17 protein-coding genes are annotated in these 20,754 nt (G+C 58.6%); 8 read left to right on the forward strand and 9 right to left on the reverse strand.

Annotated elements, in window-relative coordinates:
• Window positions 1-244: 244 nt before the first annotated feature.
• Window positions 245-2,281 (forward strand): tetratricopeptide repeat-containing sensor histidine kinase, encoded by a 2,037-nt coding sequence (locus IC231_RS08470; protein WP_190784105.1) that lies wholly within the window; start codon window positions 245-247, stop codon window positions 2,279-2,281.
• Between the two features lie 7 nt (window positions 2,282-2,288).
• Here the strand turns inward: IC231_RS08470 and IC231_RS08475 are convergent, their stop codons facing one another.
• Window positions 2,289-3,644 carry a M20/M25/M40 family metallo-hydrolase gene (locus IC231_RS08475; RefSeq protein WP_190784106.1) on the reverse strand — a complete coding sequence of 452 codons (1,356 nt, stop codon included), beginning with the start codon at window positions 3,642-3,644 and terminating at the stop codon, window positions 2,289-2,291.
• Window positions 3,645-3,737: 93 nt separating this feature from the next.
• On the opposite strand from IC231_RS08475, the gene IC231_RS08480 reads away from it, so the two are divergent.
• On the forward strand, window positions 3,738-4,214 hold the full coding sequence (locus IC231_RS08480) for an META domain-containing protein (protein ID WP_190784107.1): 477 nt from the start codon (window positions 3,738-3,740) through the stop codon (window positions 4,212-4,214).
• Between the two features lie 75 nt (window positions 4,215-4,289).
• Here IC231_RS08480 and IC231_RS08485 read toward each other — a convergent pair whose 3' ends face one another.
• Window positions 4,290-7,739 carry a pyruvate carboxylase gene (locus tag IC231_RS08485; RefSeq protein ID WP_190784108.1) on the reverse strand — a complete coding sequence of 1,150 codons (3,450 nt, stop codon included), beginning with the start codon at window positions 7,737-7,739 and terminating at the stop codon, window positions 4,290-4,292.
• 291 nt (window positions 7,740-8,030) lie between these two features.
• Window positions 8,031-9,326 (reverse strand): OmpA family protein, encoded by a 1,296-nt coding sequence (locus IC231_RS08490; RefSeq protein WP_190784109.1) that lies wholly within the window; start codon window positions 9,324-9,326, stop codon window positions 8,031-8,033.
• Between the two features lie 256 nt (window positions 9,327-9,582).
• Here IC231_RS08490 and IC231_RS08495 point away from each other — a divergent pair, with 256 nt between their 5' ends.
• The 6 genes from IC231_RS08495 to IC231_RS08520 all read left to right on the forward strand — a co-directional run bounded on the left by IC231_RS08495 (window position 9,583) and on the right by IC231_RS08520 (window position 15,464).
• Complete coding sequence (locus tag IC231_RS08495; RefSeq protein WP_190784110.1) at window positions 9,583-10,296, forward strand: SDR family NAD(P)-dependent oxidoreductase; 714 nt, start codon at window positions 9,583-9,585, stop codon at window positions 10,294-10,296.
• Between the two features lie 48 nt (window positions 10,297-10,344).
• Window positions 10,345-11,655, forward strand: coding sequence for a cryptochrome/photolyase family protein (locus IC231_RS08500; RefSeq protein ID WP_190784111.1), 1,311 nt, complete (start codon window positions 10,345-10,347; stop codon window positions 11,653-11,655).
• A gap of 93 nt (window positions 11,656-11,748) precedes the next feature.
• Window positions 11,749-12,417 carry a TetR/AcrR family transcriptional regulator gene (locus IC231_RS08505; protein WP_190784112.1) on the forward strand — a complete coding sequence of 223 codons (669 nt, stop codon included), beginning with the start codon at window positions 11,749-11,751 and terminating at the stop codon, window positions 12,415-12,417.
• 129 nt (window positions 12,418-12,546) lie between these two features.
• Window positions 12,547-13,854 carry an ABC1 kinase family protein gene (locus tag IC231_RS08510; RefSeq protein WP_190784113.1) on the forward strand — a complete coding sequence of 436 codons (1,308 nt, stop codon included), beginning with the start codon at window positions 12,547-12,549 and terminating at the stop codon, window positions 13,852-13,854.
• Between the two features lie 116 nt (window positions 13,855-13,970).
• Entirely contained in the window at window positions 13,971-14,828 is an 858-nt protein-coding gene (locus IC231_RS08515) for a dienelactone hydrolase family protein (RefSeq protein WP_190784114.1), read from the forward strand.
• Window positions 14,829-14,975: 147 nt separating this feature from the next.
• Window positions 14,976-15,464, forward strand: a complete 489-nt coding sequence (locus IC231_RS08520) for an Mpo1 family 2-hydroxy fatty acid dioxygenase (protein ID WP_190784115.1) — start codon at window positions 14,976-14,978, stop codon at window positions 15,462-15,464.
• Between the two features lie 41 nt (window positions 15,465-15,505).
• Here the strand turns inward: IC231_RS08520 and phhA are convergent, their stop codons facing one another.
• From phhA to IC231_RS08550, 6 genes are all read right to left on the reverse strand, one after another.
• Window positions 15,506-16,261 (reverse strand): phenylalanine 4-monooxygenase, encoded by a 756-nt coding sequence (gene phhA, locus IC231_RS08525; RefSeq protein ID WP_190784116.1) that lies wholly within the window; start codon window positions 16,259-16,261, stop codon window positions 15,506-15,508.
• 83 nt (window positions 16,262-16,344) lie between these two features.
• Complete coding sequence (locus tag IC231_RS08530; RefSeq protein ID WP_190784117.1) at window positions 16,345-16,614, reverse strand: hypothetical protein; 270 nt, start codon at window positions 16,612-16,614, stop codon at window positions 16,345-16,347.
• A 45-nt stretch (window positions 16,615-16,659) separates the two neighbouring features.
• Window positions 16,660-17,397 carry a phenylalanine 4-monooxygenase gene (locus IC231_RS08535; RefSeq protein ID WP_190784118.1) on the reverse strand — a complete coding sequence of 246 codons (738 nt, stop codon included), beginning with the start codon at window positions 17,395-17,397 and terminating at the stop codon, window positions 16,660-16,662.
• 316 nt (window positions 17,398-17,713) lie between these two features.
• Window positions 17,714-18,748, reverse strand: coding sequence for a DoxX family protein (locus IC231_RS08540; protein WP_190784119.1), 1,035 nt, complete (start codon window positions 18,746-18,748; stop codon window positions 17,714-17,716).
• 36 nt (window positions 18,749-18,784) lie between these two features.
• Window positions 18,785-19,174, reverse strand: coding sequence for a hypothetical protein (locus tag IC231_RS08545; RefSeq protein WP_190784120.1), 390 nt, complete (start codon window positions 19,172-19,174; stop codon window positions 18,785-18,787).
• 117 nt (window positions 19,175-19,291) lie between these two features.
• Window positions 19,292-20,638, reverse strand: a complete 1,347-nt coding sequence (locus IC231_RS08550; protein ID WP_190784121.1) for a helix-turn-helix domain-containing protein — start codon at window positions 20,636-20,638, stop codon at window positions 19,292-19,294.
• Window positions 20,639-20,754 lie beyond the last annotated feature (116 nt).

Raw genomic sequence — 20,754 nt, forward strand, 5'->3', positions numbered from 1 at the left:
CTCCTTTGCACTACGCCGAAACGCCCCGAACCGTGAGTTCGGGGCGTTTTATTTTGTTTCGTCAGCGGCCTGATGCTACATCCGGTACCGCAGTTGCGCTTGCAAAGCCTCCAATGTGTCCAGCCCTGCATTATTTCCAGAAGCTTGAACTATATATAGTCTTAAAAAAATATCGATTTGAATATTTTTGATAAAAATAATTAGGTAGGTTTGGGGTGGGAGTTGAAGGTTGTCACGTCTGGGTATGACGATACGTTTATTATTATTACTTGTGCTGGGATGGCTGTTGCCAGGAGCTTTGTCGGCTCAGAACGCCCATCCCACAGTTATCGATAGTCTGAAGCGGCGGCTGGCAGCCGCACCCGCCAACGATACACTACGCGTGTATCTGCTCGATGAACTGTGCTGGAACCTGAGTCGCTCTGATTTGCCCAAAGCCCGCAGCTACGCTGAGGAGGGCATTGCCCTGGCGCAGCGCATTGGGTATACCCGTGGCGAAGCCCGTTGCCATCAGGATCTGGGCACCTGCCTGTCCTTCGTGGGGGCCGCCGACGAAGCGTTGAAGCACCATTTCCTCGCGTTGCGCCTGTTTCGGAAGCTGGGCATGAAAAAGGCGATGGGCTATGCCTACAATGGCATTGCCAACTGTCACAACCTACGTCAAGACTTCACTACAGCCGAGAGCTTTTACCTCAAAGCCCTGGTTCTGGCCGAACAGCGGCGCGACTCGGCCGACGAAGCCCTGTTTCTGAGCAGTCTGGCCGACCTTACCTGGCAGCACAACCAGTTGGGGCGGGCCAGCCGGTATATCCGCCGGGCGTTGGCACTTTACACGGCTCTCAACAACCTCCCCGGGCAGGCCAATAGTCTCTACACGCTCGGCAATGTGCATCTGCAGCAGGAGCATCCTGACTCCGCCCGGGCCAGTTTGCGGGAGGCGCTGGTGCTCTACCAGATGCTGGGCGATGACTATGGTATTTCGGGTACGTACTCCAACCTGTCGGCCGTGATGCTTAAGCTGCGCCAGCCCCGGCAGGCACTCACCAACTCGCAGCTGGGGCTGCGCTATGCCCGGCGTGTAGGCTCGCCGGACCGGGTGCAGAATGCTTACCAGCAGCTTTCTGACGCGTATGCCCGGCTGGGCCAGTATCAGATGGCCTACCAGATGCAGCAGCGTTTCCAGCACCTGCGCGACAGCCTTATGACCGAGGCAAACACCCGCGCAATGGCCTCTTTGCAGAGCCGCTACGATGCCCATGAGCGCGAAAGCCGGATTCGGCTGCTCACGCAGCAGCAACGCGTTACCAGACTGCGCGCCGAACGGGATGAGCAGCGGGTCCGGCTGCTGGGCGTTATTGTGGGCGGATTGCTGTTGCTGGTGGTAGCGGGCAGTGTGCTGTATGGCCAGCTCCTGCGAGGGCGCGAAGCATTGGCCGCCCGCAACCAGCTCATTGCTGATAAGAACACGGCGCTGGAACGCGCGGCACACGAACTGCAGGCCCTGGCTGAATCCAAAGCGCGGCTTTACGCCATCATTGCCCACGACCTGCGCGGCCCGATTACGGCTTTTGCCGGAGTAGCGCAGCTGATAAATTTCTACCAGCGCACCAACGACCAGGACAGCCTGCATCACCTGCCCGCCATGGTGCACGATTCGGCTCAGAACCTGAACAGCCTGCTCGACAACCTCCTGAACTGGGCTGCCAGCCAGACAGGTGAGCTGCGCTGCCAGCCCGAGCGGATACCGGTCCGGGAGCTACTGGCCGAGTGCTACGAGCTGTTCCAGACCTCAGCGCATGCCAACCAGGTACAGCTGCAATTTGAGGCCGACCCCGATTTGCTGCTCTATGCCGACCGGAATATGGTGCGCACCATTCTGCGCAATCTGGTCAGCAATGCCCTCAAGTTTACGCCTGCCAACGGCACGGTCCGCTTGCATGCTGACATCGACACGACGGACCCGACCCAGATTCACCTGGCGGTAACAGATACTGGTCCTGGCCTGCAGGCCAGCCAGATGCAGCAGATTATGCACCCGGAATCGGCCCGGATGCGTGCCGCGGGCCTCAACCGTACTACGCAGGGCACGGGATTGGGCCTGCAGCTCTGCCGAACTTTTTCAGAGTTCCACGGCGGCTCACTGGGTATGCGCAACAGCGCGGAAGGTGGCACCGAGGTATGGGTGACGCTGCCATCCGCCGGCATGCGCACTACTGCTGGCACGCCGTCTCAGCCTCAGCCCGATGCCGCGCACGCCAAGGCGGCTTATACAGCGGCATAAACGCCACTCAGGGCTTTTGCGGCGCTACTGACTCCGGAGCAATGCGGGTAGGCGTCTGCTGGCCGGCCACGATACCAGCCGCGCTCCGCCCAATTGCGGTTACTACGGCCGTCATGTTGGGCAGGTCCAGGCTTTCCACTTCGTCATCGACCGAGTGGTACAGCTTATCGGTCGGAATCTGGTCGGTGCTGATGCTGTGGGCGGGCACACCCAGCCGGGCCAGAGTAGCATTATCGGAGCGGTAAAACAGGTTCTGCTCGGGATACGGGTCGGCCTCGAAGCGAAATGGAGTACCGGTGAGGTTGGTCTGCAGCAGCTTCCCGAAATCAGACCGCTCAAAACCCGTAATGAATGCGGTATTGGGGCCGAATTTGGCCGGCTTGCCAATCATTTCGATGTTAAACATTGCCACTACCTTGTCGGCCGTCAGCTGGCGGGAGAAATACTGCGAGCCGAACCCACCGATTTCTTCGGCGGCAAACGCCACGAACACCAAGGTGCGCGCATTGTCATTCTTCTTCTTGAAATACTCCGCCAGGGCCACTACCGCCGCCGTGCCACTGGCATCGTCGTCGGCACCGTTGGCAATGGAGTCGCCGGCAACGGCAGGCAGCACCCCGATATGGTCGTAGTGAGCAGAGAAAAGGACCTGCTCGGTGGCATACGCCGGATCTTTTCCCGGCAATACAGCCACCACATTGCGCAGTTCTACGGTTCGTAGCGTGGTGTTGCCGGCTACCCGGAATTTCACTTTCCCATCTGCCGGAGCCGGCGCCAGCACAACGAGGCTGGAGAAAGGATTGCCGGCTTTATCGAGACGCAGACCACCGTGGCTCAGGTATTCCGCAACCCGCTTGAAGTCCTTTTCATGCACTGGGTCAAGCACGACCACCAGGTTTTCGCGGGGACGCATAATATCCCGGATGTGTGGCTGCAGCTTGTCTTGTGGCCCTACTACCAGAGTGCGTGTAGCCGGCTCATCTTCATCGGTCCAGTTCAGATGCGGCTGCGAAGAGTTCAGGATGACTTTCTCCTTCACCACCGGAATGCTGTGGAGCATTACAAACAGAGCCGCTACCTTCGACTCATAAGCCGGAAAAACCTGCTCGTAGCTGGTCAGGCCAGGAAACATTCCCAGTTCCAGGCGTTGAAATTCAGAGGCCAGGTACTGGGCGGCTTTCAGGCCGCCGGGCTTGCCAGAGGCCCGGCCTTTCAGCTCATCAGAAGCCAGGGTTTTTACCACCCGCTCAACTGTAGCCGCCGATACGCCCGGCGTGTTGGGCACGGATTTTGGCTTTTTCTGGGCGTGCAGGGAAAGGGAGCAGAATACTAAGGACAGAACGAAGAGAGGGAATTTTCGCATACCGCAAAATAACCATTTTGTTCTGTCTTCTGTACAATTCCCAGTGCACCGCGCACACTTTTACCGTATGATTTTGATCCTCAACTTTCTCCGATGAATTCTCTTTTTCGTGCCGCTCTTGCTTTCAGTGTGCTGGCTTCCGGCTGCCAGACTGCAGCTCCCCGCCTCGAGCCTGATGCCAACGCGTCAGGTGCTGCTACTACTCCCGATGCCGAACTGCGCAACACCCGGTGGGTGCTACGCATGCTCAACGGCCAGGCCGTTGCACCGCCTACCAACGCCGAGCCGTACCTACTGCTCCGGGCAACTGAGCTGAATGCCGAAGGGAATGGCAGCTGCAACCGGTTCCGGGGCCCATTTGAGCTGCCTGCTGCCGGCCAACTCCGCTTCGGGGCCCTGCTTTCCACCCGTATGGCCTGTGCCAGCCCTGACGGTAACGCCACAGAAAGCGGCTTTATGGCGGCTCTTACCAACACCCGGACCTACCGCATCAGCGGCGACACGCTCCGGCTCTATGGCGAAGCGGCGGCCATACCAGCGGCGGTACTCCACGCCGTATATCTGCGGTAAATTTCGCCGCCGCAAACGCACGCAGGCCCATTCTACAACTGAGTAGAATGGGCCTGCGTGTTTTCTCAGGACCTTCTAGCCTAACGTGAGCACAAGGTCGTCGGCGTTTACCAGGGTTCCTTCCGATAGGTTCACGGCCTGCACCGTGGTATTGTCGGGCGCCGTGATGGTGGTTTCCATCTTCATGGCTTCGATGATGAACAACGGCGCATTTTTGGGTACCTGCTGGCCGTTTTCAACCAGCACCCGGGAAAGTAGCCCTTGCAGCGGGGCCCCAATCTGCTTGCCATTTGCCTTATCAGCCTTGGGGTTCTGCACTTTCTTCACTTCCACCGCCGTATCCCGAATTTCGATGTTGCGGGTCTGGCCGTTGAGGTTGAAGAAAATGGTACGGCAGCCATCTTCATTCACCGGGCCGATGCTTTGCAGCCCCACGATGATGTTTTTGCCGCGCGCAATTTCAATCAGGGTTTCGTCGCCGGGCTGCAAGCCATAGTAGAAGGCTTTGGTAGGAATGACGGATACGTCGCCGAACTCCTGCACGTGTGCCCAGTACTGCTCGAACACCTTGGGGTACAGCAACCACGACAGCACATCCGTGAACTTCCCCCGCTGCCCGAACTTCGCCTCAAAGCTCTGCCACTCCTGCTCGAAGTCGATAGGCGCCAGGTGCTCATTCGGCCGATCCGTGAAGGGCTGTTCGTCCTTCAGAATGACCCGCTGCACGTCCTGCGGCCAGCCGCCCTCAGGCTGGCCAATGTCGCCGCGAAACAGTTCCCGCACCGATTCCGGGAAGTTCAGGCCCTCCCCTTTCTGCAGCACATCGGCCGTCGTGAGGTTGTTGGAAACGAGGTACAAGGCCATGTCGCCTACCACCTTGCTGCTGGGCGTCACCTTCACAATGTCGCCGAAAAGCTGATTGACATCGGCGAAGGTATGCTTGATGGTTTCGAACTTGTCGAGCAGGCCCAACGCCGCCGCCTGGGGCCGCAGGTTGGAATACTGGCCGCCCGGAATTTCGTGCTGAAACACCTCCGATGTACCCGCCTTCAACCCGGATTCGAATGGGTAGTAGTACTCGCGCACCGTATCCCAGTAGTTCGAAAACTCGTTCAGCGACTCCTGGTTGAACTCCCGGTGGCGCTCCTGCCCGCGCAGCATCTCCACAATGGAGTTGAAGTTGGGCTGAGAGGTAAGGCCCGACAGACTGCCCAGTGCCACATCAACCACATCTACTCCGGCTTCCACGGCTTTCAGATAAGCAGCTGATTGCAAAGAAGATGTATCGTGCGTGTGCAGGTGTATCGGCAGGCTGATGGTGTCGCGCAGGGCCGTAATCAGCTCCTGGGCCGCATAAGGCTTCAGCAGGCCCGCCATATCCTTGATGCATAGTATATGCGCGCCGGCTTCCTCAATCTGTTTAGCCAGCCGCAAATAATAGTCGAGGCTGTATTTCCGGTTGCGCTTCGGGTCCAGAATGTCGCCGGTGTAGCAGATGCTGGCCTCGGCCAGCCGGTCGGTTTTGTTGCGCACAAACCCGATGCAGGCTTCCATGCCCGGCATCCAGTTCAACGAGTCGAAGATGCGGAACACGTCGATACCGGTTTCGGCCGCCTGCTGCACGAACCGCTCCGTGAGGTTGTCGGGGTAGGCTTTGTAGCCCACGCCATTGGCCCCGCGAATCAGCATCTGGAGCAGAATGTTGGGGACGGCGGCGCGCAGCTTGGCCAGCCGTTCCCAGGGGTCCTCGTGCAGAAAGCGCAGGGCTACATCGAAGGTGGCACCGCCCCAGCACTCCAGCGAGAAAGTCTGTGGATGCATGCGGGCGTAGCTTTCGGCTACTTTCAGCATATCAAACGTGCGCATGCGGGTAGCCAGCAGACTCTGGTGGGCGTCGCGCAGGGTGGTATCGGTGTAGTGGATCTGCTTCTCGGCGCGCAGCCATTTCGCAAAACCGTCGGGGCCAAGTTCCGTGAGCTTGTCTTTGGTGCCGGCCTGCAGCGGACTGGCCGCATCAACTTCCGGCAGCCGGGGCTTGCGCAGGTCGCGCTTGGGGTCTAGTTGCCCTTTCACATCAGGATTGCCGTTCACGATGACGTTGCCGAGGAAGCTCAGCACCTTGGTGGCACGGTCCTGCCGGGCCTTGAACTTGAACAGCTCGGGGTGGTCCTTGATGAAATCTACGTTGGCCTCGCCCGCCATGAAAATGGGGTGCGCAATGATATTCTGCAGAAACTGAATGTTGGTGCTTACCCCACGTACCCTAAACTCGTCCAGCGTGCGGGCCATTTTGGTAGCGGCTTCTTTAAGCGTAGGTGCCTGCGCCGACACTTTTACGAGCAGCGAATCGAAGAAGGGCGACACTTTTACGCCGGTATACACCGAGCCCTGGTCGAGGCGGATACCGAAGCCGCCCGCCGAGCGGTAGGCCGTGATGGTGCCATAATCAGGCTTGAAGTCCTGCTCCGGGTCTTCGGTGGTGATGCGGCACTGAATAGCTACTCCGATTTTAGGCGGCTTCTGCCCCTCGCCCAGCCCGATTTCCGGGTCGGAGAGGCGGCGGCCATCGGCTATGTGCAGCTGCGTTTTAATCAGGTCCACTCCTGTTATCATCTCCGTCACGGTGTGCTCCACCTGAATTCGGGGGTTCACCTCAATGAAGTAGATGCGGTCATGCTCCGGGTTCACCAGAAATTCCACGGTGCCCACGTTGTTGTACTGCACCGCCCGGCCCAGCCGCAAAGCATAGTCATACAGTAGTTCGCGTAGGTGGTCCGGCAGGTGCAGCGAAGGCGCTACTTCCACTACTTTCTGGTAGCGGCGCTGCACCGAGCAGTCCCGCTCGTAGAGATGCATCAGCCCGCCGTAGTTGTCGGCTACCAGCTGCACTTCTATGTGCTTGGGCTGCTCCACAAACTTCTCCAGAAACACGGTATCGTCGCCGAAGGCTTTCAGGGCTTCGTTGCGGGCCTCAAAAAAGCCGCGCTCCAGCTGCTCATCGTCGCGGATGACGCGCATGCCGCGCCCGCCGCCGCCGCTGGCCGCCTTCAGCATCACGGGGTAGCCGATGCGCCGGGCTTCGTGTTTGGCTATGTCGATGTCGGTCAGGTCCTGCTCGCTGCTCTCGATGATGGGCACCTGGCACTCCACTGCTACCCGCTTGGCCGCCACTTTGTCGCCGAGGGCTTCCATTACTTCCGGCCGGGGCCCCACGAAAATAATGCCCTCCTCGCGGCAGCGCCGGGCCAGGGTGGCGTTTTCGCTCAGGAACCCGTAGCCGGGATGAATAGCATCGGCACCGTTGGCTTTGGCCGTCCGGATCAGTCCCTCAATGTCCAGATACGGCTTCAGCGGCTCATCGTCGCGGCCAATCTGGTAGGCCTCGTCGGCTTTGTAGCGGTGCAGCGAGTAGCGGTCCTCGTACGTGTAAATGGCTACCGTCGTGATGCCCAGCTCGGTAGCAGCGCGCATCACACGGATAGCAATTTCGCCCCGGTTGGCGACCAGCAGTTTGCGGATATTCATCAGGAAAGCGGTGTAAGGGTGGCGAAATAGTGCGGATGCCAAGCTACGGAAACCAAAAAGAACTTTCAGCGAAAATTCGCTAAAAGTTCTTCCGGTAATTAAAAAGTCTTGTTTATCAATGCCCTAAACTCCGGCAGTCCATGCCACATCCTCCCGAACCAACTCTTGGCACGTGTTTGGAAATTGTCATGCTGAACTTGTCGAAGCATGACGTAAACGACGTTTATAAAAATTCCCGAACCAACACTCACTGTTCGGATTTTTGCCTGACGTTTAGCGGATTACAGTAGCTTACTTTTGCAGCACTTTCACGCTGAGCCGGCGGTTCATGGCACGGCCTACTTCGGTTTGGTTGGAGGCTACCGGATAGTTGGAGCCGTAGCCGCGGGCATCGAGGCGGGCCGGGCTGACGCCCATTTCTACCAGTGCCGTCCAGGCGGTGCGGGCGCGGGCTTCGCTCAACTGCCGGTTCATTTTGTAGGTGCCGGTGCTATCCGTATAGCCCCCGATTTTCAACCGGATATTCGGGTAGGCTTTCATCAGGGCCGCAATGTTCTGCAGCTGCGGCATCGACCCTTTGGTCAGGGTGGCTTTCCCAACCTCGAAATAGACCCGGTCGAAGCTCATCCAGCCGGCCGACAGATTGACGGTATCAACCTGCGCTTTGGGGTCGGCAACGAACTTGTAGAGGAAGCTTTCGGTAGAATTGGTGCCTACGCCGGCCAGCTTATGGCCGTTGGGCAGTTGTAGCGTGGTAAGTGCTCCGGTATCGTAGATGTAATTCCCGGACTTCGCGTCGTAATGACCACTGACGGCAGGGGGAGCAATGCGGGTAGCAGGGCGACGGGTAGCCGCGTAAGTGCCCGTTCGGCCGGCCGATGGCGTAGCGGGGCCGGTAGCCGGAACACCCGTGGTTGCCGGCGGGCGTGTTGCGGCTATGGCAGCTGTAGCAGGCACGGCAACCGGAGGAGCCAGCTTCGGATTCGGGCCCGAACCAGAGGCCGGCGCAACTGACGCTGCCGAACCTGCAGACGCCGTTACGGGCATGGTGCGCGGCACCGAGGAGGATGTGGTGCGAGCAGCTGGCGCCGAAGTAGACGGAATAATCTGGCACTGCTGTATGTACGTGAGGTGGTTGCGGGCGAGAACTGGCGCCGACACGGCGGCATTGCCCGTAGCAGCGGGTAGCTTTTGCTCTTTGCTGTCTGCTGCCCCGCGAGACTTCCCTTTTTTGCCCGCTACCTTCTTCTCCTCCGGATGCAGCACAAAGTTGCCATTGGCTGTTTTGCCGGTCAGCAGGAATATGTCGTTGACGGTTTCCGTCTGGTAGCTGGGCTGGCTGACCTGCACCGTGTAGGGCCCCCCTACTGCCAGCTCCTCCACCACAAAGCTGCCGGCAGCATCGGTCGTAGCGCTACGCTTCACTCCTGAAGGAATGTGCACCACGGTTACGGAAGCCCTGGCCAGCAGCTGGTTGTCTGCTGAGCGCACTACCCCGACTATCCCGGTAGTAGTCTGCACCTGCCCAGCTACCGCGTATAGCAGCGAACAGCAGAAAAGCAACACGGAGGTAATAAAGTGCTTCATGAGGGGAAATTGAATAGCATGTACAAAATGAACGTATAAATGTAATATTTTTTCTAAAAACTATTCAAATAATACCAGTATCTAACCCATTTATTTCTGGATTATAGCGCGTTGATACTTTACAAAATAATACTTATCTATCAAAAAATCAGCAAATTATATTCTGACAACAGCAGCAGAAGCCGCTCATCATGGAGTGTAAAAACCTTATGCATAAGGTTGAGTTGTGATGGGAACCTACTCCAACCCCTGTTCCATGGATTTTGCAGATAAGAACATCCTCATCGTTGGTGCCTCCTCTGGCATCGGGCTGGCCACCGCGCAACTACTTCAGCAACTCGGTGCCCATCTCTACACTGCCTCGCGCCATCGTACGCCCGCGCTGGAGGAAATCGGGGCTGACTTTATCGAGCTGGATTCCACGCAGCCTTTGGGCACCGCGCTGGATGGGTTGCCGGAGGTGCTGCACGGTGTGGTGTATTGCCCGGGCAATATCCGGCTGCGGCCTTTCGAGCGGATTTCGACTGATGACTTCCGGGCCGACTTTGAGCTGAACGTACTGGGCGCCGTACAGGTGCTGCAGGCAACCATGAAGCGGCTAAAAAAGGCCAACGGCGCTTCGGTTGTGCTCTTCAGTACAGTTGCCGCCGAAACCGGCATGGCGTTTCACACCAGCATTGCTACCGCCAAAGCGGCCGTAGAAGGCCTGACACGCGCCCTGGCGGCCGAATACGCGGCCAGCAACATTCGGGTGAATGCCGTGGCTCCTTCCCTTACCAACACTCCGCTGGCGGCCACCCTGCTCAACACCCCCGAAAAAATCGATGCCAGTGCCAAGCGGCATCCGCTGCAGCGTATTGGCGAGCCAAAAGACATTGCCTACATGGCCTCCTTCCTGCTCTCCGACCATAGCTCCTTTATTACTGGCCAGATATTGCCGGTAGATGGAGGCATGAGCCGATTGAAGTAGCCCCTTCCCGACAATTCACCTGATCCTCCGGTAGTTCATTCAGACTTTATGGCAACTATTTCCTTATTCTGGCACCGCCGCGACCTGCGCTTCGAGGACAATGTGGGCCTGGCGGCCGCGCTGCAGGCCGAGCATCCGGTTGTGCCCCTTTTTATCTTCGACCCGGAAATTCTGGATAAGCTGGAAAACCGGCAGGATGCCCGCGTGACCTTTATTTATGATGAGGTGGAGCGTCTGCGGCAGGAAGCCAAAGCGGCGGGCGGCAGCTTTCTGGTCCGCTACGGCCACCCCGTGCAGGTGATGCAGCAGCTACTCAAGGAGCTGGATGTAGCGGCAGTCTACACCAACCACGATTACGAGCAGTATGCCGCCACGCGGGAAGCGGCCGTGAAAAAGCTGCTCGACCAGCATTCCGTGGCGTTCCATACCTTCAAAGACCAGGTTATCTTCGAGAAAGACGAGCTGCTGACCAAAGGAGGGCTACCGTACAAGATTTACGGGCCCTACAAGCGCAGTTGGCTGGCAAGGCTCACGGAGCAGGACTATCAGGCCAGTCCATCGGCCAGCCACCTTGAGAAGCTGGCCGCCGTGAAGGCCGGTCACCACCCAACGTTGCAGGAGCTGGGTTTTGAGCGGAGCCAGGAGCCTTTTCCGGACCGGAAACTAACCCAGCACACCCTGGAGCACTACGCGGCCACCCGTGACCTTCCCGCCCGCGACAGTACCAGCCGCCTAGGCCTGCACCTGCGCTTTGGTACGGTCAGCATCCGGAAGCTGGTGCAGCGGGCACTGGCCGCCCACTCCGATATCTGGCTGAGTGAGCTGATCTGGCGCGACTTTTTTATGCAGCTGCTCTGGCACTTTCCCCACACCGCCACCCAGAGCTACGACCCCAAACTGCGCGACATCCGGTGGCGCAACAACGAAGCCGAGTTTCAGGCGTGGTGCGCAGGCCGAACCGGCTTCCCGCTCATTGATGCCGGCATGCGCCAGCTCAATGCCACGGGCTTCATGCACAACCGGGTGCGTATGGCCGCCGCTAGCTTTCTGATCAAGAATCTGCTGATAGACTGGCGCTGGGGCGAGGCATATTTCGCCGAAAAGCTGCTCGACTACGAAATGGCCTCCAACGTAGGCAACTGGCAATGGGTGGCCGGCACTGGTGCCGATTCGCAGCCTTGGTTTCGGGTGTTCAGTCCGGATGCCCAGCTGGCCAAGTTCGATAAACAGCACGCGTACGTAAAGCAGTGGGTGCCGGAGTTCGGCACAGCGCGCTACCCAGCTCCTATCGTAGAGCCAGCGGCCTCGCGCGACCGGGCGCTGGCGGCCTACCGTGCTTCCCGCGAGCGGCACTCCTGAGCCGGTGTTGTAGCGCGGAGGCGGGTGTTCTTTTTCAGCTTTCACAAGTTCAGATGCGCAACTTTGCGGGGCACCGGCGGTTATAGATGCACTATGGAACAGCAACCTACGCCTGCCACCGGGGCGGCCCCCTCAACCAAGGCCCGTATTAAACAGGCCTATCTGGAGTATGTGCTGCGTAAGGGCACACCACCTGCTTCAGTCTACAAGCTCACGCGCAAGCTCAACCTGCCGGAAGAAGAGTTTTACCGCTCCTATGCCAACTTCGATGCCATTGACCGGGAACTGTGGGCCGACTTTGGCCGGGAGGCCCGCGCCACGGCGGAGCGGGAGCCGGTGTGGGAGCAATACGGCAGCCGCGAGAAGCTGCTGAGTTTCTACTACACGCTGCTCGAAATCCTCAAGCGCAACCGTAGCTATGCGCTGCAGGCGTTGCGCCGCTCGTTGCACCGCATGCCCGGCCTTACGCCCCGCGTGCTCGACGATTTCCGGCAGGAGTTTGAGGTGTTCGTGGCCGATATTCTGCGCGAAGGCCGCCGCACCGAGGAGGTAGCCAGCCGGCCGCTGCTACAGGAGCAGTATCCGCGGGCTTTCTGGCAGCAGATGCTGTTTGTGCTCGGCTTCTTTGCCAAAGACGATACGGTAGACTTTGAGCGCACCGATGCCGCCGTGGAAAAGGCCGTCACGCTGAGTTTCGACCTGGTAGGCCGCAACACGCTGGATTCCGCCGTCGACTTCGTGCGCTTTCTGGTCCAGCGCTAGCATTGGTTCAGACCAGCAGGAAGGCTGATATATCACCTGCGGCCGAGCTTACCATTTCACCTTACCACTTCTTCTCCAGCCCGCGCGGTGCCCAGCCAAAGCCTGCGCACCTGTGTTTCCCTGCTTTTCATGGACGAAGCTCCCCATTCTCTCAACTCCCTGCCTACTACCAAGGTGGCGCGGGCCGCCCGGTTCGCCAAAACCGGCCTCAACGTGGGGGCCAACTACGTGAAGCACTATGCCAAGCGGGCCGTAGGGGCCGAAAGCACGACAGCTGACCTGCACGCGGCCAATGCGGCGGAACTGTACGGCACTCTCAGCGAAATGAAGGGTTCCGTGCTGAAAGTAGCGCAGATGCTGGCCATGGAGAAAAACCTGCTGCCCACTGCCTACGCCGACCAATTTGCGCAGGCGCAGTATCAGACGCCCCCCCTTTCCGGGCCACTCGTGGTAAAAGCCTTCCGGGACTCGTTCCGCAAGTCGCCATTTGAGGTGTTCGATGAGTTTGATATCAACGCGCGGCAGGCTGCCAGTATTGGGCAGGTACACTTTGCGCGTAAGAACAATAAGCCCCTGGCAGTCAAAGTGCAGTATCCCGGCGTAGCCGATAGCATCCGCTCCGATATCCGTTTGGTAAAGCCGGTGGCGCTGCGCATCCTGGGGCTTGATGAAGCCACCGTGCGCCCCTACATGGAGGAGGTCGAAACGCGTCTGCTGGAGGAAACCGACTATGTGCTGGAGCTTCGCCGCGGCCAGGAAATAGCGGCGTCCTGCGCCGGGCTGGCGCATCTGCAGTTTCCGCAGTACTACCCGGAGCTTTCTTCAGCCCGCATCCTGACGATGGACTGGCTGCCCGGTCAGCACCTCAAGGAGTTTCTGGCCACCAACCCGACCCAGGAAGTTCGCAACCAGCTGGGGCAGGCACTCTGGGACTTTTATATGTACCAGCTGAATACGCTGCGCCGCGTACATGCCGATCCACACCCCGGCAACTTCCTGCTGCAAGCCGAAGCCGGCGGCACCGTGGGTGTGCTGGATTTTGGCTGCGTAAAGGAAATTCCGGCCGATGTGCACCGCCTCTTCACGGCGCTGCTGGCCCCGGAAACGCTGGCCGATCCGAACCGCCTGACCGAACTCCTGACCGAAGCCGGCGTCGTGCGCCCGGAGGATGCACCGGCCAGGCGCGCTTTTTACGTGGACACCATGCACCAGTCGCTGGAGCTGGTTGGTCGCCCTTTCCGTCAGGATACGTTCGATTTCGGCGACCCGGCCTATATGCAGAGCCTGTATGCCCTCGGCGACGACCTGATGCAGCAGCCGGAGCTACGCCAGCAGCGTGAGCCACGGGGCTCCGAACACTTCATTTACCTCAACCGCACCTATGTCGGGCTTTATGCGCTTCTGACTGAGCTGGGGGCCCGCATCCGAACCAGTTAGCAGATAGTGGCTGGCTTCAAAACCAAACTGTGTCGTGCGGGTTTACTGGCTCCCGGCGCATCTCATGTAGCTACATAGGTAGGCAACGGAGGTTTCACTTCACTCTTTTTCTTCCCATGAAAAAACTCTGGACTCTCTGTGCCGCACTGTTGGGCATGGTATCGGTGGCCTCGGCCCAAACGCTCAGCTGCTGCGCCAAAGCGCCTGCTGCCAACGCTACTGAAGTGTTTGCAATGCTGGCTACCAACGAAGACTTTTCCGGTGGCCACGATGCCCCACTGCCCTTCACGTACCAGGGCGGCGGCAACATGATTCAGTTTAAAACTGCCGATGGGCAGACCGGCAAGGCCTTTGAAATCAAAAGCAGCAAGCCTTCTGACAAGTACCTGTTCGTGATTCATGAGTGGTGGGGCCTGAATGACTATATCAAACAGGAAGCCGCCCGGTTCGCGCAGGAGCTGCCCGGTGTGAATGTTATTGCGCTGGACTTGTATGATGGGCAGGTAGCCACAGATGCAGACCAGGCCGGCAAGCTGATGCAGGGCGTTAAAACCGAACGGGCGCAGGTCATCATCAACGGGGCGCTGGGCTATGCCGGCCCCAAGGCCCAGATAGCCAGCATCGGCTGGTGCTTTGGTGGCGGCTGGAGCATTCAGACTGCACTGCTGGCCGGCCCAAAAGCCAAGGCCTGCGTGGCATACTATGGCATGCCTGAAAAGGACGTAGCCAAACTCAAGACGCTGAACACAGATGTGCTATTCGTCTTTGCGAAGCAGGACAAGTGGATCAACCAAGAAGTAGTCAATCAATTCCAGAAGGATATGGCCACGGCCAAGAAAGGCCTTATGGTGAAAACCTACGACGCTGACCATGCTTTTGCCAATCCTTCCAATCCCAAATACAGCAAGGCTTTTGCCGAAGATGCGCATGCGGCATCGGTGGCTTATCTGAAGAAGAACCTGAAGCTTAAATAGTGCAGTCTTCCATTCGCTCCAATACAAAAAGGCTACCCAGTGGGTAGCCTTTTTGTATGCAGCCAGCACCTTAATGAGCAGAGGCGTGGTATTTAATTATGCTGATAATGCCCTATATTTTAGCATCCTCCCACTTACCACATGGCTATGTATCCTGCTGCCAGTTCTGCTGTTCAAAGCTTGCTAGATGAGTACGGCGAAAGCCACCAGAACCCGACCAACAAGCTGGTGCACTGGATATGCGTGCCGCTGATTATGTTTTCGATACTGGGGCTGCTTTGGTCGGTGCCGGTGCCGCAAGCCATACGCAGCATCAGCCCCTGGCTGAACTGTGCTACGCTGGTCATGGTGCTGGCGCTGGTTTATTATGTCCGCCTCTCCGGGCGGTTGGCGGTGGGTATGGTACTGGTTTGGGGGCTGATGGCCGCCATGCTGCGGCTGGTGGCGGCCGAGGCCCCCCTCCCGATGTGGGCTATCTGCCTCCTGATTTTCGTGCTGGCCTGGGTCGGGCAGTTCTGGGGGCACAAGGTGGAGGGCAAAAAACCATCTTTTCTGAAGGATCTGCAGTTCTTGCTCATCGGGCCGCTGTGGCTGCTGCACTTCATCTATCGGCAGCTGGGCTGGCGCTATGCGTAAGGCACCTCGGCAGCAGCTTCTGGTAGTGCCAGAAGCTGACTTCATTCCAGCAGGCGTTGCAGCAGCTCCTGCAGGCTACCCGGCAGTTGCTGCATGTCGTTCAGCACGAAATAGAGGTCCTGAAATTTATCCTTTTCGAAAGCCGTATCAAGCACTCCATCGAGGCTGAACGGCAGCCGCGTGGGGTTGTTGCCAAGGCTGAACTGCACCTCTCCATGCGAAGAAAGCAGACCCGCTCCGTAGATGCGAAGCCCTGCCGGCTCCTGAATCAGGCCAAACTCGGCCGTGAACCAGTACAGGCGGGTAAATAGCTCCAGCCTGCCGGGCCAGCGCTGAAAATGGTGTACTGCCGCCTGCCCCAATTCCTGCAGAAACGCCGCAAAACCCGCATCAGTCAGCAACGGCACGTGCCCGAATACGTCATGGAACATATCGGGCTCCTCCAGGTAATCAAGCTGCTCAAGCCGCCGAAGCCACGTGGTAGCCGGAAACTTTCTCTCGGCCAACAGGCCGAAAAACGTGGCGTCGTCCACGATACCCGGCACCACCACCAGCTCCCAGCCGGTAAGCTCGCGCAGCAGTGGGTTTACCTCCCGAAAATCAGGAATTGCGTCGCGCGTAAACCCCACGCGCCGCACTCCTTCCAAAAAAGCGTCGGAGGCCCTGCCCGGCAGAAGTTCCATTTGCCGGTCGAAGAGCAGCTGCCACACGTGCTGGTCGGCGGCGGTGTAGCGGCTGTAGTGCTGGGTTAGAAGTTGTGGAGGGGCAGCGGCCGGGGAAATGTGTGTAGAAACCATGGGTTCTGGAAAAATGGTAAAAAAGAAAAGCCTGCCTCCGCATCAGCGGAGGCAGGCCTTGAGAAAGTGTCGAAGGATTTGCTTTACTCCTCATGACACGCCGCAGCCGCTCCGCTTCGTTGAGAAGCGTAATAGGCGTAAGCGTAATAACGAGTGGTATGCAGCATCAGAGTTTGATCAAAAAAGTAAGCAGTAAGTAAACAAGCCAGAAGCGCAGAAGCGTATTCTGCCGTCAGCCGCGAAGCATCCCCACCACCCAGAAACAGCAACAGTAGCATCCCACCCCCACCTGTTGCGTTTCTGCTATTCGGGTAGCCACAAAACAGCTTCCACACCCTGGTTTGTTTTTCCATTCTGCGAATTGCAGTAAAAAACAAGCTAGAAAAGCCGCATTCCCACTATTTTTCCACCGGTTGCAGCTGCCAGCCCGAGGCGAACAAGGCCGCCAGGTCGGCTATGCTTTCCGTGAGCTGGTCCCAGCTATTGAGCAGGAAGTATTGATCCTGCAGATGCGCCTCGCTATAGGGCGTCTGCAGCACCGTGGCCAGATCGAAAGGCTGGCGGCGCGTCACGTCACTGATGAAATGGTGAATTTCGCCGGAGGACGACAGCAGGCCCGCGCCGTACATCCGGGACTCGCCCCGCTCCTGCACCAGCCCAAATTGTACCGTAAAGCCATAGAGCCGCTCCAGACGGCTGAGCGCTACGGCGTCCTCAAGATGCTGCACCGCCATCTGCCCCAGGAAGTGCAGGAAATCAGCAAAGCCTTGGTCCATGAGAAGCGGCGCGTGCCCGAACACCCCGTGGAACAAATCGGGCTCCTCAATGAAGTCAAATTGCTCCATCGACCGAATCCAGACAGTTGCCGGAAACTTGCGCTGTGCCAGCAGCCCGAAGAACTCGGCATCGTTGAGCATGCCCTTCACGGGCTGCAGCTGCCAGCCAGTGGCCCGGAACAGCCGCTCGCTCACTTCCGCAAAATCGGGAATGGCATTGCGGTGCAGGCCCACGGCTGCCAGGCCCTGCCAGAAGGCAGCGCAGGCCCGCTTGTGCAGCAGGGCGGTCTGGCGGTCGAACAATACTTTCCAGACCAATTGATCCTGGGCAGTGTACCGGTCGTAGTGTTGCTGTAGCATGAGAATTGGGCAGAAAAAAAGCCCGGCTCCTTATCGGAGTCGGGCTTGTTTGAGGTCTTTCAGAGAAGAAGTAGCATGTTGCGCTTCTAGCTTCCGTACCGGCAAAGCAGCCCGACTCCCATCTGCACGGGGCAGATGAAATTCAGATAGGCGCGCTTTGTGGTCAGTTGCATCATGATTGGCCAAATATATACAGGTTTACGAATAAGTTGTAGCTCTTCCTCCTATATTTTTTTCACGCATCGGAGCCTCCGGCTTCTATTTTCACCCACGCCCCTGCCCTAGCCGCACTTCACCGGCAAAGGGCAGGTGGGTGTCAGCGCTGGAAATGGTAGGTGTTGCGCGTCAGAAACGCCGGGCTTCCGGCATACTTCACTTCTTTCACCACCGAAATCTGCTGTGGACCTAACAGTAGTGTGCGACGAATCAGACAGGCTCTGTTGTCATCCTGGCCGGGCCCTTCAAACTTCAGCCGCAGCGTCTGATTGGGAAGCGGCGTTTTCTCGACCAGTACCATTGGCACTCCGTCCCACTGCAGCTTTGTGCCGGTGACATCAAGTGTAAGCTTATCGTAGCCCTTCACCTGCTTTCCTTCAGGCTCCTGGTACACGAAGTCGAGGACCAGCTCATTGGAGCGGGGCCGCATTCCATTGAGGTAAGTGGGCAACGTGACTGTCTTTCGGGAGCTATAATCCAGATACGTAAGAGAACCCCGCTCCCACTGCTGCGCCAGCCCGGCCAACTCTTGCATGGTCAGGCGAGGAGTTGCTGCCTGGGCGCATACATCACCATTTCCCAGCAGCAGCAGTAATGGCAGAAGAAAAGCTGGCTGCAGCATACCAGCATTGCTCTGACTACGAATAGGCTGCGGCCGGCTTAGGAGATAGTCGAGCGAGTACCGGCCGCCGCCTACGACGGCCACCAGCACGAAAGCCCAGAAAAGCAACTGCTGGTAGTACATGCCCAAGAGTGGCTCCGGACTCTCGTACCACAGAAAGGCGATAACCAGAAACTGCAGTGCCAGCTGCAGGCTGCTCCAGCGTGTAAGCAGCCCTACTGCTATCAGCAGGCCACCAGCAAATTCGCCCCAGGCTGCCAGCCAAGCCCACACGTAGGGCGAAGGATACACAAACCCAAGCTGCGCCACCTGCTGCACAAACCAGTCGGGTGGGCCCAGCGCGGCGGGCCCCGGAAGCAGCTTGGCAACCTCGGAGGCGGTGGTCAGGTTGACGAGCTTGGACCAGCCGGCGCCAACAGCAATAGACAGGCCCAGGTGCAGGCGAAACAGAAGCCACGCTACATCTGCAAAGCGCGACGAAAAGGGACGAGCGAAAAACAGCCATTTTTTCATGATGACACGATAGCAGAAAGTGAAATATGATTTCGCTTACAGCTTCCCGTTGGGCTCATAGCCCATGCTGAGTTTCGTATCGCCGCTGATGGTGAGGTTCAGGCTGGCTTCTTCCTTAGATGGATTTAGAAGCAATGCTGAGGAGCCCGCCATAAACCGGACAGTACCTCTGGCGCCGGGGGCCAGGGTAGTTTTGCCGAAAATGCCCCCACCGCGCGGCCGCTCCTTGATTTCGACAGATACCTTCCCTACGTTGTGGGCCTCTACCTTGAAGGCGCCGAGTTGGCTTCCGCCTAATACGAATTGCTTGCCGGGCTCAATGCGCAGCCCAGAACGGATACCAGCCCAGCAGACCGTAGCCAGCAACAGCCCGAGAATGAATGCGGCTACCGCAGGAGCCGAACGGAAAATGGAAAAAGTACGCATGACAGGTTGGGGGTTGAGGTGAAACAATGGTTCAAAGGAACCGCCGCTTAGCCTCCCAAACGCCCCGATTTACAGCCTGGCACGCCCCAATATATAATCTGACACCTTCGGGCACGCCTATTCTTCGCGTGCTACCTCACTGGGGGTGAGCCCGCGCAGCTTCTTGAACACCCGGTTGAACGTGGACTTGGAATTGAAGCCGGCTTCCAGCGCCACGGCCAGCAACGTGTAGTGCCGGAACTTCGGGTCACGCAGGCAGCGCTCGGCTTCGCGCACCCGGTACTCGTTGATGAAGTCGTTGAAGTTCTGCCCGCAGCCCGTGTTAATGACTTTGGAAAGCCATGAGGTATTGGTGCGAAGCTGCGCCGCCAGCTCGCCCAGCGTTAGCTCGGGCTCCAGATAAGGATGCGCAACTTGCATGTGGTGCAAAAGACGTTTCGTCCACCGGGCAAGCTCGGCATCGGCTTCCGCGGGCTCCGGGACGGGGGCCGGAATCGGGGAGCCGGTACTATCTGCCGTTGCAGACGTGGCAGCCGTCGGCTGGGCGGCGGGCCCGTAGGTCTGCGGCGGGCCGGTTGTGTTAAAGGACTCCGAAACCAGTGCGGCCGGTATCTGCTCGGGATGGGTGGCAAGGGGGGTGTCCGTCAGGTCAGTTGGGGAGGTGGGCTGAAACCGCAGTGCCGCCAACCGGTGCCCGGTGAGCAGGCCCGCAATACTGAGGTAGTAAATCAGCAGGCCCGTAAACAGGTAGTCATACCAGGCCTCGTAGTAGCTCAAGGGGCTGACGAAGCTACCAATAAGTCCAAACGCCAGCGTGATGCCCGTGCCCACCACCACAGCCACCAACACATTGCGCAGCCAGCGGAAGCGTATTTTCTCGGTGTCGGAAAAGTTGTCGTTGAGGTAGCGGGCGTACGCGCGGTATTCGCGCAGGCTACGCACCGCATACGCCAGCACCGACAGGTAGCCCAGCGCATCGGCCAGATAGTACACGGGCTGCTGGTCGGCCCAGAAAGCCAGCGGGCCTTTGGTGCCAAAATGCTCCGGCAGTGGTTGGTGCTGCACCCCATGCCACCAGCCAATATCGTAGCCGAACACCAGCAGACGCCACAGCAGCAAGGCCAGCGCCGGCCCGAAATGCCAGCCGTGCCGGCATTCCAGCCGAAACTCCTGGTTGGTAAGGCTGCGGAAGTAGAAGTATAGCCCAGGCCCTACGGCCAGCCAGTTGCTGAACGGCCAGTAGAACATGAAAGTAGTGCGGGCATCGTGTGCGTCGTACCAGCCTGCAAAGCCCAGCATCCACTGCGCCAGCCGCCCCGCAAACAGCAGCAGCAGCAGGGCCAGCCAGCCGTCAGCCGCCGTTCCTTCCCGCCGCCGGCGCGCCCACAACACCGCCGCCACCACGAGGCCCTGCACAAAAAACGGCAGCAACACCCCGCTATACATATTGAAGCCGAACCACATACCGGCAAGGTAGCAGCAGATCCGCTTTCGACTATATAAAAAACTACCCCGACTCGGTTGAGCCGGGGCAGTTTGCAGGGAAAGCAGCAGACACAGCAGCTCTGAGTAGTGCGTTT

Source organism: Hymenobacter duratus, from assembly GCF_014698995.1.
GTDB classification, from domain to species: Bacteria; Bacteroidota; Bacteroidia; order Cytophagales; family Hymenobacteraceae; genus Hymenobacter; species Hymenobacter duratus.